This window comes from Ureaplasma diversum (assembly GCF_000941095.1).
In the GTDB taxonomy this organism is placed as follows: Bacteria; Bacillota_I; Bacilli_A; order Mycoplasmatales; family Mycoplasmoidaceae; genus Ureaplasma; species Ureaplasma diversum.
Map to the genome: position 1 here is coordinate 576,967 of NZ_CP009770.1, position 15,607 is coordinate 592,573.

Sequence of the window (15,607 nt, forward strand, 5' to 3'; positions counted from 1 at the left end):
AAAAAAAAAAAAAAAAGGACTTTGTAGATAAATGTTCCAGTTTTAACTACTTTTAGGATATATAAAAATTGTTAGCACTTTTCTTAACTACCTAACACCAACAAATCATCTTAGTCATCTCTAAAACAAAAAACAACTAGCCTATTTAAAGCTAGTTGTTCTTCTTTTTTATAATTATCTTTAATCGTTTAAAATTCGAATAATCTTAACTCGATAAGGAGCAACAGCATGAACTGTTACAGTTTCATTAACCTTGCTTCCTAATAAAGCTTTACCAAGTGGAGTTTCATTTGAAACCTTACCTTCAAAAGGATTAGAATCCATTGAACCAACAATTGTAACTACTTCTTTTTTATCACTTCGTAAATTAATGATTTCAACAGATGAACCTAGTGTAATTTGTCCATCAATTCGTTCAATATCTTCAATTAATTCATAGTTTTCTAGAATTGCATCAATTTCTTCTTTACGCTTACTTAGTGCAGCTTGTTCATTTTTAGCAGCATCATAATCAGCATTTTCAGATAAGTCCCCTTGTTCACGAGCATCTTGTAGTTGCTTTGTAATTTCAGGTCATTTAACTTCTAAAATGTCACGTAATTCTTCTTTTAATTCTTTTAATGCTTGACGAGATATTGTATATTTCATTATGCTTCCTTTATTAGTAAACCTTATTTACATTATTTTATTATATCATTTATGATAATAAAAAATAGTGCTTAATTAGTTTAAGATAGTTAACTTTACTATTATTAACTAGATAGATTAGTTATTAGTATGATGATAAATAACTAATTATTTTAGATCTTTAGTAGCTACTAATAGTTTAATAACATCATTAAGATGTTGATTAAACCATTGATCAATTAATGATAGATTCTTTTTAAAAGTATCATTGTTATTAGGATAATAGATTTGATCTGAAATCAATTTAATACTTACTAGATCACACTTAAAGATTTCACATACATGAGCAATTGCTGCTAATTCCATATCAATAGCATCAATCTCTTTTTCTTTTAGTTGATCAATGTTATTAACATTAATAAATTGATCACAAGATCCAACTCTTGCAATCACTGTTTGTTTATCTTGTTCAGCTAATAGCTGAGTTAGTGAGTTAATATAATGATCTTTAATATTAAATAGTTTAGAACGTCTTGGAATCTGGTTTTGTTCATAATTAAAAGCAACTAGATCAACATCTAAGTATTGAGTTTGTTTAACTAGTAATAAATCAAGTGGTTTTAAATTAGGATTAACTGCTCCACAACTTCCAACATTTAAAATTAATTCTACCCCAAAACACTCAGCTACTAAACTACTACAAATAGCTGCATTGACTTTTCCTACATCACAAAAAGCTAATACACAATTTATTTTTTGATCATTTCAATCTAATGTAAATAAATAAAAATCATTGTTTTTTACATTAACAACTTTTTTATTAGTTAGTTTTTTAAAATAGGTTTTGATTTCATCCTTAAGAGCAACTACTATTCCGATATCAAACTTCATCTTTATTTAACCTCTTTATTTTGTAATTGCTCATAGATTTCAATAAAAGCTTGATCAATATTTTCTAAAACTAGATTTCGGTAATGATCGATATTGTATAAATCAATTCCTTCCATACGTGCTGGTTCAAGTTTATCAGCACAATATAATACCTTATCTAATAAACTAATTTCATTAGCATTATTATAATCAAATGGTCTAGTGTGTCTTGCTATTGCATTAATTAACTCTTGGTTTTTAAAATGGTATTTAGTTTGTAGTAAGTGTGCACCATTATTAGCATGTAAAACTCTTCAAGATACAAAATCATTGATTTTAAGTTCTTTTTGATGTTGTTTAAAATAAGCTAATGTTTTAGGTTCAGAACAATTTTTTAAAATATCATGATAAACCCCAGCACTATAAGCTAATCGAGCTTTTGATTGATCATAATGTAACATAATAAAATGAGCATATTCACCAACCCGATAACAGTGCTTAATCCGGTTGATATTTTTAGATTGATCATCTAAATCACTTTCATTAATTAAATATTTCTCAAGTAAATAAATAGCATATAGTCCATTATCATTAATAAAATCAAATACTTCATCAACTAGATGATCTGGTTGGTGGACTTGTTTAATAACTGTTGATGATATATCAACATCAAAATCAATAATAGAATAATTACATTTAAGTTGATCAAGTTTAGATGCAATAGTTTCTTTATCATCCTTATTTCTTAAAAAACATAAAAAAGTAACTTTACAAACAATTGATTCAATGTCTTTTCAATCTTTAAGATTAGCTACTTGATCACTTCCAATAATAAAGTAGTAATCATTATTATTTCCATATGTACTGTAATAATAGTTAATAGTATCAATACTATAAGCTTTACTTACTTGATTAAGTTCATAATCACAAATTTGAATAGGATAAGCTAGATCTTTAATACTAGCTTTGATCATATGAACTCGATCTTCTTTAATACTTAATAATTGTTTTTTCTTAGCTACAAAATCTAGATTATAATCATCTAAGAAAAACTTAGTATTACTTGGAGTAATAATAATTTGATCATAATGATCTAAACTCATTGCTTTTTTAAGGATTGCTAAATGTCCATTATGAAACATATCAAAAGTGCCATGGAACAGTAAGTATTTCATTTTAAATAATCGCAGCAGACGCTAGTTTCACTCCTACTTTTTCATAAACTCTAATTTTGATCTTAGATGCTTTAGCATTGATTACTAATAAACCAAGTCCAGCAATATTAATATTATTCTTTTTGTTTGGATCTAAATTAAATTCATAATCTTTGAAATTAGTACAATCATCTAAATATTGGTATTTAGCTAGATTTGATCGGTTAGCTCAGTTTTTTTCAAAGTTTTCTAATTTTGATCGTCTTATATCAAGTTCATTAGAAAGATATAAAGTAATAGTTGTTCTCTCTCCTTCTAAATACATAATCCCAACAAGTCCTGATACTAAAAGACTTTGCTTAGGTTCTAGTTGATAGTTAACAAATTTACTATCATAACTAACCATTACATACTTATTATCTTTAGGATTAATATAGTTAAGAATGTTTGAAATAAAACTAATCCCAGGTGAATCTAAAATTGTATTCTTATTAATCATTACTTTGTTTAAATGTAATGTAGTGTTTGTAAAACTACTAACAGTTAGTGTTGGATCTTGTTTGTTTAAAGTTAATAAAGCATTAATTAAACTAGATTTACCAACATTTGATTTACCAAAGAAAATGCTTTTTTGTTTATGTTTAGTGGCATTTTCAATTTCATCATAAATTCGTTTTAAACTTGTTTTGTTCTTTGTTGAACAATATAGAATTTCAGAATGTTTAAAACCATGATTAGCTAAAATCGTTTTAACATTAGCATGAATTAAATCAGCATTATATTTTGCTGGTAATAAATCAATTTTATTGATTAAGAAAACAATTTGCTGCTCATAAGCTAATAATTCATCAATAATGGTATGTTCTAAATCTAAGATATCTAATACCATAAAGATTTTAAGATTACTAAAATCAATGTTTTCTATGACTTTAGTAACACTATGATCTAGATCAATATGAGCTAGATTATCGACTTGATTATAATTTTTTAATTTAAAACAACGAGCACAGTATTTAGTATCTTCTAATAGTTTTGGAGTATATCCTAAACTATTAGGATCATTAACTAAATAAGCTCCACACCCAATACATTTACGATACATACTCTTTATCTCCAATCGTACTTAATAGATCAATTGTACTTTCAGTTTCTTCTTCTAAATTAACTATTTCAATTTGTGATGCAACTATAGTTGCTTTATTAATAGCTTTAGAATCAGCTAACTCACTTATAAAATAATCATAACTAACTTGTTTAAGATCATTAAGTTCATTATTATTAATTGGTTTAGTATCAAAACTAGAAGCTTTAGGTTCAACTAATGCAAAAACATTAACTGATCCATCATTTTTAAGTAAATAAAATCCGTTCCCTTTTGTTAATAAAAATGATGCTAAAACTGGTTTGATTTTTTTATTTGATAAAAATAAATTAGATGGGGTTAAAAACCGGTGTGATAGTTTTAGATCATTTAAATTAACTATTTTAAGAGCCCCATCTAAAAATAAAGCTAGATTATGATTACTATGTTCTAGTGCATAAGCACTTATTAAATAATCATTTAATTTTAGCTTACAAGCTTTAATTCCTTTAGCAGTTCGACTTAGTAAACTAACTTCATGACTACTAAAGATCATTCCAAGTCCATTAGATGTAGTTATAAATACTAAGTAGTTTAAATTAGCTTTTAGTAATTGAGCACTTATTAGCTGATCATGATCAGCTAGTTTCATTACACTAATACTTTTAATTGGTTTATTAAGTTCACACTCAGCTAAATTAATCTTTTTAATAATATTATGTTTAGTAGTTAATAAAAGTTGATAACTATTAAAATCAAAGTTTTCATCTGAAATAAAAGCATAGATAACAGATTCATTACCTTCACACTTAACAAAGTTATTTAAGTGTTCTCCAATATCTTTTCATTTTAAAATTGGTAATTTATGTGCAACTATACTGATTAATTTACCAAGTGATGTAACTATATTAATCTTATGGTGTGAATTAATATGATTAATATAAACTAATAAATCATTAGTTTTAATGCCTGCTTCATTATATTTAGAACTTTCAAAAGATTTTTTACGAACTGTTTTAATATAACCTTGAGAAGAGATTGTAATCATTAAATCTTGTTTTTCGATCATATCATCTTCATTGATTTCAATTTTACTTAATTGATCAACTAATAAGGTTTTACGAGCATACCCAAATTCTTTTTTAATGTTTTTAATTAATTCTTTTAAATATTGTTTTCTTATATTAATATCATCAATTCGTGCTTGAATAATTAAAGCATCAGCTACTAGTTGTTCATACTCAGCTTTTAGATCGTTTATATCAGTTTTAGTTAAACGATATAAACGCATCATTACAATTGCTTCTGCTTGATTAATAGTAAAATCAAAAGTAGCTACTAATTTCTCTTTAGCTTCTTGTTTACTAGAAGAGCTTCTAATTAAAGCAATGATTTGATCAATGATATCAATTGCTTTAATTAATGCTAAAACTACTTCTTTTCTTAAATTGATTTTATTTAAGTCATAGATATCAGTTTTATTGATGATATCTAATGAGTGTTTAATTTGAGCATCTAAATATTGATCTAAAGTTAATAAAACTGGTGCTCGATCAACGATTGCTATAAATCTAGTACTATAGTTGATTTGTAATAAAGTTTTTTTGTATAAATAGTTTTTGATGTTTTCTAAATTACTATCTTTTCTTATATCAATAACAACACAAACCCCTTTAGCATCTGATTCATCTCTTACTTCTAAAAGACCAGCTACTTCTTTGTTGTAGATGATTTCATCGATTTGTTTAACAATTTGTGATTTGTTAGTATCATATGGAATTGATGTAATAATTAATTGATCAATTTTAGCTAAATCAGTTTTAGTTGTAATTGATGCTCTGATCACAAATTTCCCTGTACCAGTTTTAGCTGCATTATAACATCCATCTAAACCATGGATCTCTCCCCCTGTTGGAAAATCAGGAGCTGGACAGATTTTGATTAAATCATCAATACTACAATTAGGATGAGAAATCTTATAAACTAAAGCATCACAAACTTCGTTTGGGTTATGGGGTGGAATATTAGTTGTATATCCACTTGCAATTCCAGTTGCTCCATTAATTAATAGATTAGGAAAAATAGATGGTAGAACACTTGGTTCTTTTTCACTATCATCAAAGTTGGGCATAAACTTAACAGTGTTCTTGTCAAGGTTTTGTAACATTAAATTAGCTACTTTTGAAAGACGTGCTTCTGTATAACGCATAGCAGCAGCAGCATCCCCATCAATTGATCCTTTGTTTCCGTGCATATCTAATAAACAAAGGTTGTTTTTTCAATCTTGACTCATTCGCACCATTGCTTCATAGATCGAAGAATCACCATGGGGGTGGTATTTACCAATTACCTCACCCACACTACGAGCAGATTTTTTATATGGTTTATCATAATGGATATTTAGATCATTCATTGCATATAAGATCCGTCGTTGCACTGGTTTAAGTCCATCACGCACATCTGGTAATGCTCGATCTTGGATAATGTATTTTGCATACTTACCATAACTTTCACTAACCACTAAGTCTAGTGGGGTTTTTATTACTCTTTGTTTTTCCATTATGATTTATCCTCTTGTTGTAGCATTTGATCAATAACACTAAAATCAATGTTGTTATTGATTCATTCCCTTCGACTTTCTACATCCTCACCCATTAGTAAACTAATTTGTTTTTCTGCTTGTAAAATATCATCAATATTAACTTGCAATAATAAACGGTTATCTGGATCCATTGTTGTTGTATATAATTGATCCGCATTCATTTCTCCAAGCCCTTTGTATCGTTGGATCTCATAGTTTTTATGATTTGCTTTAAGTTCTTCTAATTGATCATCATCTCAAGCATAATAATGTTGTTTAGTTTGTTTATTAGTTAATTTATATAATGGGGGTAAAGCAATATAGATGTTGCCATTTTCAATTAATGGTCGCATAAAACGATAGAATAAAGTTAATAATAAAACTTGAATGTGACTACCATCAGTATCAGCATCGGTCATAATAATAACCTTATGGTATTTAAGTTTACTTAAATCAAATTCTTTACCAATTCCCGTTCCAAGGCAAGTGAAAATAGAAGCAATTTCTTCGTTTTTAAGTACATCAACAAGTCTTGTTTTTTCAACATTAATCACTTTTCCACGAAGGGGTAAAATTGCTTGGTATTTTTTATTTCGTCCTAATTTAGCAGATCCACCCGCAGAATCCCCTTCAACTAAGAATAGTTCATTTGCTTTTGGATCTTTAGATTGAGCTGGAGTAAGTTTTCCACCCATTCCCCGCTCTTCTTTAATTTTTTTAGTTTTCTTAGTAGCTTCTTTAGCTTGCTTAGCAGCTAATCGAGCATCCCGACTTCTTATTGCTTTATTAACGATTTCAACTGTTTGGTTTTTGTTTTCAACAAACCAAAAACTTAAAGCTTCTTCAGAACATTTTCTTACTGCTTCATAAGCTTCAGGAGTAAATAATTTGTTTTTAGTTTGCCCTTCATAACTAATTAAACTTTCAGGGATTTTAACTGAAACAATAGCTACTAATCCCTCTCTTATATCTTCACCTTCAAGATTTTTCTCTTTTTCTTTTAATAAGTTAAATTTTCGAGCAATATTATTAAGTGCAGCACTTAGTGCATTTTTAAAAGCACTTTCATGGACTCCACCTTCAATCGTTTTAACAGCATTTGCAAATGAAACAATGATTTCATTTTCTTCTTGAGTATATTTAAGAGCTATTTCAACTTCAATTCGTTGATAGTTTTGTTTAAAATAGATAACATCACAAATTGTTTTTTTATCTTTTGTGATGAAGTTAGCAAAATCAACAAGCCCATTTGGATTGTTGAATTCATATGTTTGGTTGTTAATTTTATCTTCAAAAACAATATTAAGTTCTTTAATTAAAAAAGTCGATTCTTGTAAACGATCACGAATCGTTGTTGGTGAGAAATGTAAATTTTTAAAGATTAAAGGATCAGGTAGAAAATGGATTAAAGTTCCTGTTTTTCTTGTATTCCCAATCACTTTTAAACTTTGATCAATTTTTCCCCCATTAATGAATTTAGCTTGATGGATTTGATTGTTACGATATACTTCACAAACTAATCAACTACTTAGTGCATTAACAACAGATGAACCAACCCCATGTAATCCACCTGCACTTTTATAAGTATTCTCATCAAACTTTCCACCAGCATGTAAAATAGTTAATACTGTCTCTACTCCTGATAAATTAGTAGATGGATGTTTTTCAACCGGTATCCCTCTACCATTATCTAGTATACTAACACTATAATCCTTATGTAAGGTTACTACTATATTATTTGCATACCCATTTAATACTTCATCAATTGAGTTATCTAAAATTTCTCATACTAAATGGTGTAGTCCATTACTATTAGTAGAACCAATATACATCCCAGGACGTTTACGAACAGCTTCAAGCCCTTCAAGAACTTTAATATTTGTTGCTTGATAATTATTACTCACAACTAACGTCCAATCTTGATCCAAGCTTTATCACTATATTGTGGATCATCCTTATTGATATGATCATAGTAAACTTTACCATCTAAGTGGTCTAGTTCATGTTGTAAACACATTGCAGCAAAACCACTGAATTCTTCTTCAATTTCTTTTTCTCTAATTAAATCATAAGCTTTAACTCTAACTACACTATGACGTGGTACATTCCCAGCTTTATCTGACTCAACAGATAAGCATCCTTCACCGCAAATAATGTATGCAATCTGTTCTGATTTATAAACAATTTCTGGATTAATTAATAAGTATTGATAAACTTTATCATCATTCTCAAAATGAATATAAGTAGCACGCTTAGATCAGCCAACTTGTGGAGCAGCAATAGCAACTCCTGCTCTGATCTTAAATTTCTTAGCTTTATTAAAAAAACTTGCTTCAATATAGTTAACCATTCGTTTTAAATAATAAATGTCTTCATTACTAAATTCATAAGAATCAATTGGTTTTGCAACTGCTCTAATAACTGGGTTAGTATCCATATAGATTCAAGCTTTATTTGGCTTAGCATTTGGTTTAATTAAGTCTTTAAATTTAACGTTATACATGTGCTTTTCTTTTCTTCATCTATTTTTTAATTAATTGTCTTAGTAAATTATATAAAAGAAATGATTTAAGCAAAATAATAAAGTTATTAAACAAGCTAATTAATTAAAAATTAAAGATTTTTTAATTCGATTTAATAATTATTAAAAAGTTAATGAAAATGAGCTAAAAATTGTTGCTTATTACTTATTAAATAATCAACCTTTTATAAAAGTATCCTTTTTTTGTTTATTTTTTAATAAAAGTGTTCCAGATAGTATAAAATAAAAAAGGTGATTAAATTGATAGATAATAAGAAAGGATTGGCAAAAATCCACAAGAAACTTGCTAAAAATAAAAAAGTTTCTCTGATGGGCTTTGTATTGTTAACTGCATCAGCTATTATTGCGTTCTATACATTCCCATCTTTGTCAACAGCAGGTTGGATTGCAATTATTTTTGCGTTCATCACAGCGATGTGTTGATTTATCCCAATCGGGATTGCAGCTGCAGAGTTGGCAACAATGAAGGGTTGGACCGAGGGTGGTATTTTCACCTGAGTACGAAATTTAATAGGTCCGCGAGCAGGGTTTTTAGTTACATGATTACAGTTTAACGTAACCTTTGGTTTTGTGGCGATGATTTTGTTTGTCCTATCATCATTCTCTTTTGCGTTTGGAGGAGCTGAGGGGTATAACTACATTAACACTCTAAAGCTAGGAACAACGCTTAACCAAGCTTCTTCAATTAACTTATCAACAGATTATCAACCTGGAGCAGTATATGGTATTGCTGTTGTGTTGATTGCTGGGTTAATTGGATTAAGTTTATGAGGGCAAAAACGTTGTCACCAATTAGGACAATTTGCTCTGATTATTGGAATTTTACTTCCATTCGCAGTTGTAGTTGGTTTCTCAATTTATACAGTTGCAACACTTGATAATCCATTGTACTTTATTGGTGAGCGTTTCCAAAAAGAAGCACACCTTGATCCAAGTGCAACCGGAACATCATACGAACTAAATAAGACATTTATGAGTTCAACAGTTATGGCTTCATTTATGGCATTTAGTTTTAGTTTACACGGGGTTGAGGTATCTGCGATTGCAGCTAACCGTATGGAAAACCCATCAAAACTTTACCCACGAGCAATGATGATTGTTGTTATTGCAGCTCTAACTTGCATCGTGATCGGTTCAGTTACAATTTCTATGACTGTGCCTACGCCAACATTATCATTTAATGGTGGTTTAGTGCAAACTGTAATGTTTAACTTAACTGTTGGTGGAATCGATGTTAAGTTACCAAATAATGAAGTTCAACATTACAAAACACTTGCTCATGCATATGAAATGATTGAGCAAAACTATGGAACAGCAGCTGCTAACCAAGTAATGCACCAATTTGTTTATGGTACTCCAATCGGGGGCGAAAACGCAGTTGCAACTCTTGCAACAGCTGATCCATGAGTTAAAGTTGCGGATTTAAATAATCCAAAAATTAACCCATCACAATTCATTAGCGTTGTAAACCATGATACAAATAGAGTAGCAATGCAAGGTCTACAAGCAATTTCATTCTTCATCACACTTGGTGTGTTTGTTGAAGTATCTGTGTGAATGTCAAACCTATCAACAGGTTTAAATTATGCAATGCGTAAATCACACTTCCCAAATTGAGCAACATATAGACTTAAGAATGGTTCACCATTAACTATTGCTTTAATTTGGATTGGATTGTTAAGTGGTATCTTTGCTGTATATATCTTCGGATACACTGGTTTATTCGCTTATAGTGGACGAACTATTACAGACGTTTTATCTAATGAAGTAGCTGAAGATGGTATATTAAAACCAATCGATGATGCTAAATTAAATGAAATTAAAGATAAGTTATTTACATACTACGATCCACACGCTCACCATGGTACACATCCACACACTGATGTCTTCCACCATGACTTTAAGAAGTGAGAAACAGCTCAAATTAATGAATTCTTTAAATTTGTAGAAAACAGAATTGGATTTGAACCTGTAGCTTCAGGTACTCCAGCATCTGTTACAAACGTATCATTCATTTCAAACGTTGTATCTCAAATCTCAATGTATTACATCGGATATAACATTTTCTTAATTGGATACTTATCATATGTATTCAAGTCAAACTACATCCGACGTGAATTCAAGATTAAGCACAAGTGAGTACAAGTAACATTAGCATTATTAGCAATGGGTGTTAACACATTCGCTGTTGTTGCTACATACTTACCAGCTGCTCCTGAATTATACCCAGGTAAAGAAGTATTCTATGTGTTCATTTCAATCGCATTACCAATGTTTATTGGAACACTATTATTAGGATTATTCTTCTACTTAATCAATTACTGATGAAACAAGAAACGTGGAGTTTGCCTTGTTGAACGTCCAAACCACACAAACGTTGATCAAAATGTACTTGATGTGGTTCGAAACTGACACTTATACAAGGATAAAGAAGAGTTCAAGAAATTTGGACGTCACGTTCAATTATTACAAGAAAAAGATATCTTGATTAATAAAACAAAAGACTACAATAAACGTAAACTACTAGCTTCTGAGATGGAATACTTAGCTGTAGAAATTTCTACAAGATTTGCACCAGAACTAGATGACCATTAGAAAACTTAAAAACTAGGATTTTGCCTAGTTTTTAAGTTTTATTTGTAATTCTTGACAAATTTGGTATAATATATGTAGCATAATTATGCTATTTAGTAAGTCAAATTACTAAATTAAAATAATTATAAATTTTGATTAGTTTATAGTTATTTTTACGAAAATTCCTTTTATAAAGAAAAAGCACAGGAGCGTTTGCTTCTGTGCTTTTTCTTTCTGTTAAATTAAATATTATGCTTTTTTAAATCCATCAATTGTTCTTGTATATGTGTGGCTTGCTTTTTCAAGGTTTGAACCAACACTAAGATTAATTGTTAGATCAACTGCATTTGGATTATCTTTATTAATAGTGATTTTATCAATAGTATATTCATAGTTTGTAGCATCGAATTTAAATCATTCTTTGTGTTCAGTTGCTTCTTTTGCTGTATGAGCTTTTTTAAGTTCATCAGAGATAGTTGGAGCAACATGGTATTGCGTATTTGTAGCTATTGATAAATTATTAGTTTTAGCTTTCTTTTGATCAACAGTTAATAGATTGTTGATTTTTTTAGTGTATGTTACACTTGCTAGCTGATCATTAACGCCCTTAGTAATTTTCATAGTAACTATTACTGAATTAGGATTAGAAGTATCTTTAGTTATATTTACTAAACTATAATTTAATTCTTTATTATCGTTTTGAACTCTAATCTTATCACTACTTAATTTTAAAGCATCATCAACTGTTAAATCTTCTACTTTAGTATTAACTAGTTCTATGTCTTTAAATAATGTTGTTTGGTTTTTAGGATCGTTTAAATAAGTTTGATTTGCTTTTTGGATTCTATCATCTTTAGCATCTTTAAAACCACCATAGATCTTAGTATATGTTCTAGTATGTTCACTATTACTTACTTCTAGTTTAACGATTACACTATTTTCATTTTTAGGATCAACAGTAGCTGATTTGATTGTATATGTTAAATCTTGATGGGTTGGAAGATTAACATATTGATTAATGTTTTTAATAAAATCAGCTGCTAGAATTCTGTTTAATTGAACTTTTTCTTTTAAGGTTGGAATTTGTTCATATTTACTTAATTGATCATAGTTTAAATGACAAGCAGCTAATAAACTAGTTAAACCAAAGGTTGTTATTAAACTAGTGCTAATTAGAATTTGTTTATGTAACTTTTTTAATTTCATATTTCTAGCCTTATCTTAAGTTCTTAATTTCTATTATTTTTATTTAGTTTAATAACAACTGATTTGTTATAAATTACTTTACTTTCATTCTCTCCCTTAGAAACTTCTAAGTTAAAAATTAAAGTATCAGGGTCGTTTTGATTAAAGTCTTCGTATTTAATAATATCAACTAATTTAATATTAATTCCACTATAAGCTGGATTGTTTTTATGTAAATAGTCTGGATCATCTTTACTAAAAGTTATTAACTGATCCCCTTTAGCTTTCATTTGATCAATTGTTAGATCTTTATATTCAGGTTTGATTTTGATTCCTAAAAAATTATGTTTTTCTTTTTCGTTTAATTCAAGTGCTTTCATTAAACTTTCATTATTAGCTTTTTTAGCTTCAAAAATATCTTTTTGAGCAGAAGTTAAATAAGGTCCATGATATGTAACATATTCATATTTAAGTTTGTATTCAGCTAGTTCAATAACATAATTGATCTCTAAGTGTAAACCATTTTTATTAATCTTAGTAATCTTATAAACAGCTTCTGGTTTTTGATCATTTAAGCTAACGAAATTAGATGTTCCATCACTATTAATAGTAATTAATCCAGCAGCTTCATCAGCTGTCATTTCGTTTGGTTTAAATATTTCATTATTATAAACTAATGATGGTTTAAAGAACTCTTTAGTATAGTTTTCTGGAGCGGTTTTATTACAAGCAACAGCAATTAAACTAATTGCTGATCCAACAATAGGAACAATTATTAAACTACTATATTTTTTAAATTTATTGTTTTTAATTAATTTCATTATTCAACCAGCCCTAGTTTAATTTGTTCTTTTTGCTTATTAATTTCTAAAATAACTACATTTAAATGTTTGTTGATTTTAATATCTTGATTTTTGAATTGTGATTGGTGTAATAGTGCTGTGTTTTTAACACCAATATCAACAAATGCTCCAAATTGGGTTAAGTTTCTAACAACTCCAATTATTTCCATTCCTACACTTAAATCATCAAAACTTATCACTTTATTTCTTAATAAAGGAAAATCATATTGATCACGTATATCAAGTAATGGATTCTTTAAGTTATTAATAATTAATTCTAAAGTATAAACATCTGTATTAAGATCATTTGCAATCTTATTAGGATCTAAATTATTTAATAAATCAAGATTATTAACTACTTGTTCATAAGGTTTGTTTAAATAAGTTAATAATTGATTAGCTAAATTATAAGATTCAGGGTGTACACTAGTTTTATCTAATCAATTATCTGAACAATTAACTCTTAAAAATCCCGAAGCTAGTTCAAATACTTTATCTGAAATAAATTTAATTGATTTTAATTCAGCTCGACTTTTAATTTGTTTATTCTCAGCTACATAATCAAAGATTGATTGTGCACTTCTTTTATTTAAACCAGAGATTCTACTTAATAAAGGAACTGATGCAGTATTTACATCAACACCAATTTGGTTAACACAATAAGCAACACTAAAATCTACTTTTTCAGTTAATGTTTTTTGGTTAATATCATGTTGATATTGACCAACCCCAATTGATTTAGGATCAATTTTAATTAATTCAGCTAATGGATCGATTACTCTTCGAGCAATACTAATTGCTGATCTTCTTTCAACTGGTAGTTTAGGGAATTCAGCTGCAGCTATTTCAGAAGCTGAATAAATCGATGCTCCATCTTCAGATACTACACAATAGTTAACATCTAAATTGTGTTTATTAATTACATTACTAACAAAAACACAACTCTCATTTGCTGCTGTTCCATTTCCAATTGCAATTATATTTACATTATATTTTTTAATTAGATCAACTAAAATTTGCTCTGCTTGATCTGTTTTGTTTTGGGGTGGATGTGGATAGATAATATTTGTTGTTAATAATTCATTATTTTCTTTTACTACAGCTAATTTACACCCATGAGCATACCCTGGATCAAACCCTAAAACTGTTTTGTTTTTAATTGGTTGTTGTAATAATAATTGTTGTAAATTAGATGCAAAAATATTAGCTGATTTAATATGTGCATTTTGAACTAATTCTGTATGAACAGCATTTGTAACTGAAGGAACTAATAGCCTTTCAAACCCATCAATCACTGCTCTTTTTATATATTCATAACTATCTGATTCAACTTTTTTAGTGTATTTATTAATTGCAAAATCAATAATAAATGGTTTGCTAAATTCATATTTAACACTAATAACTTTTTGATCAACAGCTCGATCAATTGCCATTATTTGATAAGCTTCTAAATATTGAACTGGTTTATTAAAAGCATAATAAATTTCATAATTTTTATTAGGATCTAAATCTAATTTATTTGCTTTTGTAATTAGTTTCCCATATTTAATGATCGATGTGTATACCATATCTCTGATCTTTAAATCATTAGCTAATTTTTCAGCAATAATATCACAAGCACCATTAATTGCATCTTCAACTGTTAATACAGTTTCACATAAATATTTAACTGCTTCTTTTTGAACTATTATATCTTTTCTGTTTTTAAGAATAGTTTCAGCAAATGGTAATAAATTATTAGCAATTGCAACTGAAGCTCTTGTTTTTTTATTAGTTGCATAAGGATGATAAATGTTTTCAAGCTCAATTAATTTACTACACTCTTCTATTGCCCTTTTAAGATCTTCAGTTAATACTTGTTTTTGTTCTAAATTAGCTAAGATTGCTTCTTTACGCTTATTAAGCTTAACTAAGTAGTTATATTCATCAGCAATCTTAGCAATTGCAAACTCATCCATATTTTTAGTTAAATGTTTACGATATCGTGCAATAAAAGCAATTGTATTATCATCAGCTAATAAGTCTAAAACATTACTAACTGCTTCTTGATCTAAATTTAGCTTATTAGCTAAAACACTAATTAAATTATTTTCCATCATAAATTCCTTATAGATAACCTTTAAATTATAAATATATTTATGAAATTAACAT

General features: G+C 28.3%; 11 protein-coding genes. 1 reads left to right on the top strand and 10 read right to left on the bottom strand.

Going from position 1 to position 15,607, the window contains the following annotated elements; all coding sequences use genetic code 4:
• Positions 1-180: 180 nt before the first annotated feature.
• The 7 genes from greA to def form a co-directional block, all read right to left on the bottom strand.
• Positions 181-648 (bottom strand): transcription elongation factor GreA, encoded by a 468-nt coding sequence (gene greA, locus JM47_RS02320; RefSeq protein ID WP_038101888.1) that lies wholly within the window; start codon positions 646-648, stop codon positions 181-183.
• A gap of 147 nt (positions 649-795) precedes the next feature.
• The gene (gene mtnN / locus JM47_RS02325) at positions 796-1,518 is read right to left on the bottom strand and encodes a 5'-methylthioadenosine/S-adenosylhomocysteine nucleosidase (protein ID WP_208894812.1); all 723 of its coding nucleotides are present in this window, start codon (positions 1,516-1,518) and stop codon (positions 796-798) included.
• 2 nt (positions 1,519-1,520) lie between these two features.
• Positions 1,521-2,672, bottom strand: a complete 1,152-nt coding sequence (gene yqeK / locus JM47_RS02330; protein WP_208894813.1) for a bis(5'-nucleosyl)-tetraphosphatase (symmetrical) YqeK — start codon at positions 2,670-2,672, stop codon at positions 1,521-1,523.
• 1 nt (position 2,673) lies between these two features.
• Entirely contained in the window at positions 2,674-3,753 is a 1,080-nt protein-coding gene (gene yqeH, locus JM47_RS02335; protein ID WP_208894814.1) for a ribosome biogenesis GTPase YqeH, read from the bottom strand.
• Entirely contained in the window at positions 3,743-6,292 is a 2,550-nt protein-coding gene (gene parC, locus JM47_RS02340) for a DNA topoisomerase IV subunit A (protein WP_244870372.1), read from the bottom strand. The genes yqeH and parC overlap by 11 nt, the downstream gene beginning before the upstream one ends.
• Positions 6,292-8,217, bottom strand: a complete 1,926-nt coding sequence (parE, locus tag JM47_RS02345) for a DNA topoisomerase IV subunit B (protein WP_038101897.1) — start codon at positions 8,215-8,217, stop codon at positions 6,292-6,294. The genes parC and parE overlap by 1 nt, the downstream gene beginning before the upstream one ends.
• A 2-nt stretch (positions 8,218-8,219) precedes the next feature.
• A complete protein-coding gene (gene def, locus JM47_RS02350) occupies positions 8,220-8,816 on the bottom strand; it encodes a peptide deformylase (protein ID WP_208894815.1) in 597 nt (198 codons plus the stop codon).
• 279 nt (positions 8,817-9,095) lie between these two features.
• Between def and JM47_RS02355 the strand changes: the two genes are divergently transcribed.
• The gene (locus JM47_RS02355; RefSeq protein ID WP_208894816.1) at positions 9,096-11,450 is read left to right on the top strand and encodes an APC family permease; all 2,355 of its coding nucleotides are present in this window, start codon (positions 9,096-9,098) and stop codon (positions 11,448-11,450) included.
• 228 nt (positions 11,451-11,678) lie between these two features.
• Here the strand turns inward: JM47_RS02355 and JM47_RS02360 are convergent, their stop codons facing one another.
• The 3 genes from JM47_RS02360 to JM47_RS02370 are packed head-to-tail and all read right to left on the bottom strand — an operon-like array spanning position 11,679 to position 15,552.
• Positions 11,679-12,635 (bottom strand): hypothetical protein, encoded by a 957-nt coding sequence (locus tag JM47_RS02360; protein ID WP_208894817.1) that lies wholly within the window; start codon positions 12,633-12,635, stop codon positions 11,679-11,681.
• 23 nt (positions 12,636-12,658) lie between these two features.
• Complete coding sequence (locus tag JM47_RS02365; RefSeq protein WP_208894818.1) at positions 12,659-13,435, bottom strand: hypothetical protein; 777 nt, start codon at positions 13,433-13,435, stop codon at positions 12,659-12,661.
• On the bottom strand, positions 13,435-15,552 hold the full coding sequence (locus JM47_RS02370; protein WP_208894819.1) for a Tex-like N-terminal domain-containing protein: 2,118 nt from the start codon (positions 15,550-15,552) through the stop codon (positions 13,435-13,437). The genes JM47_RS02365 and JM47_RS02370 overlap by 1 nt, the downstream gene beginning before the upstream one ends.
• Positions 15,553-15,607: the final 55 nt, after the last annotated feature.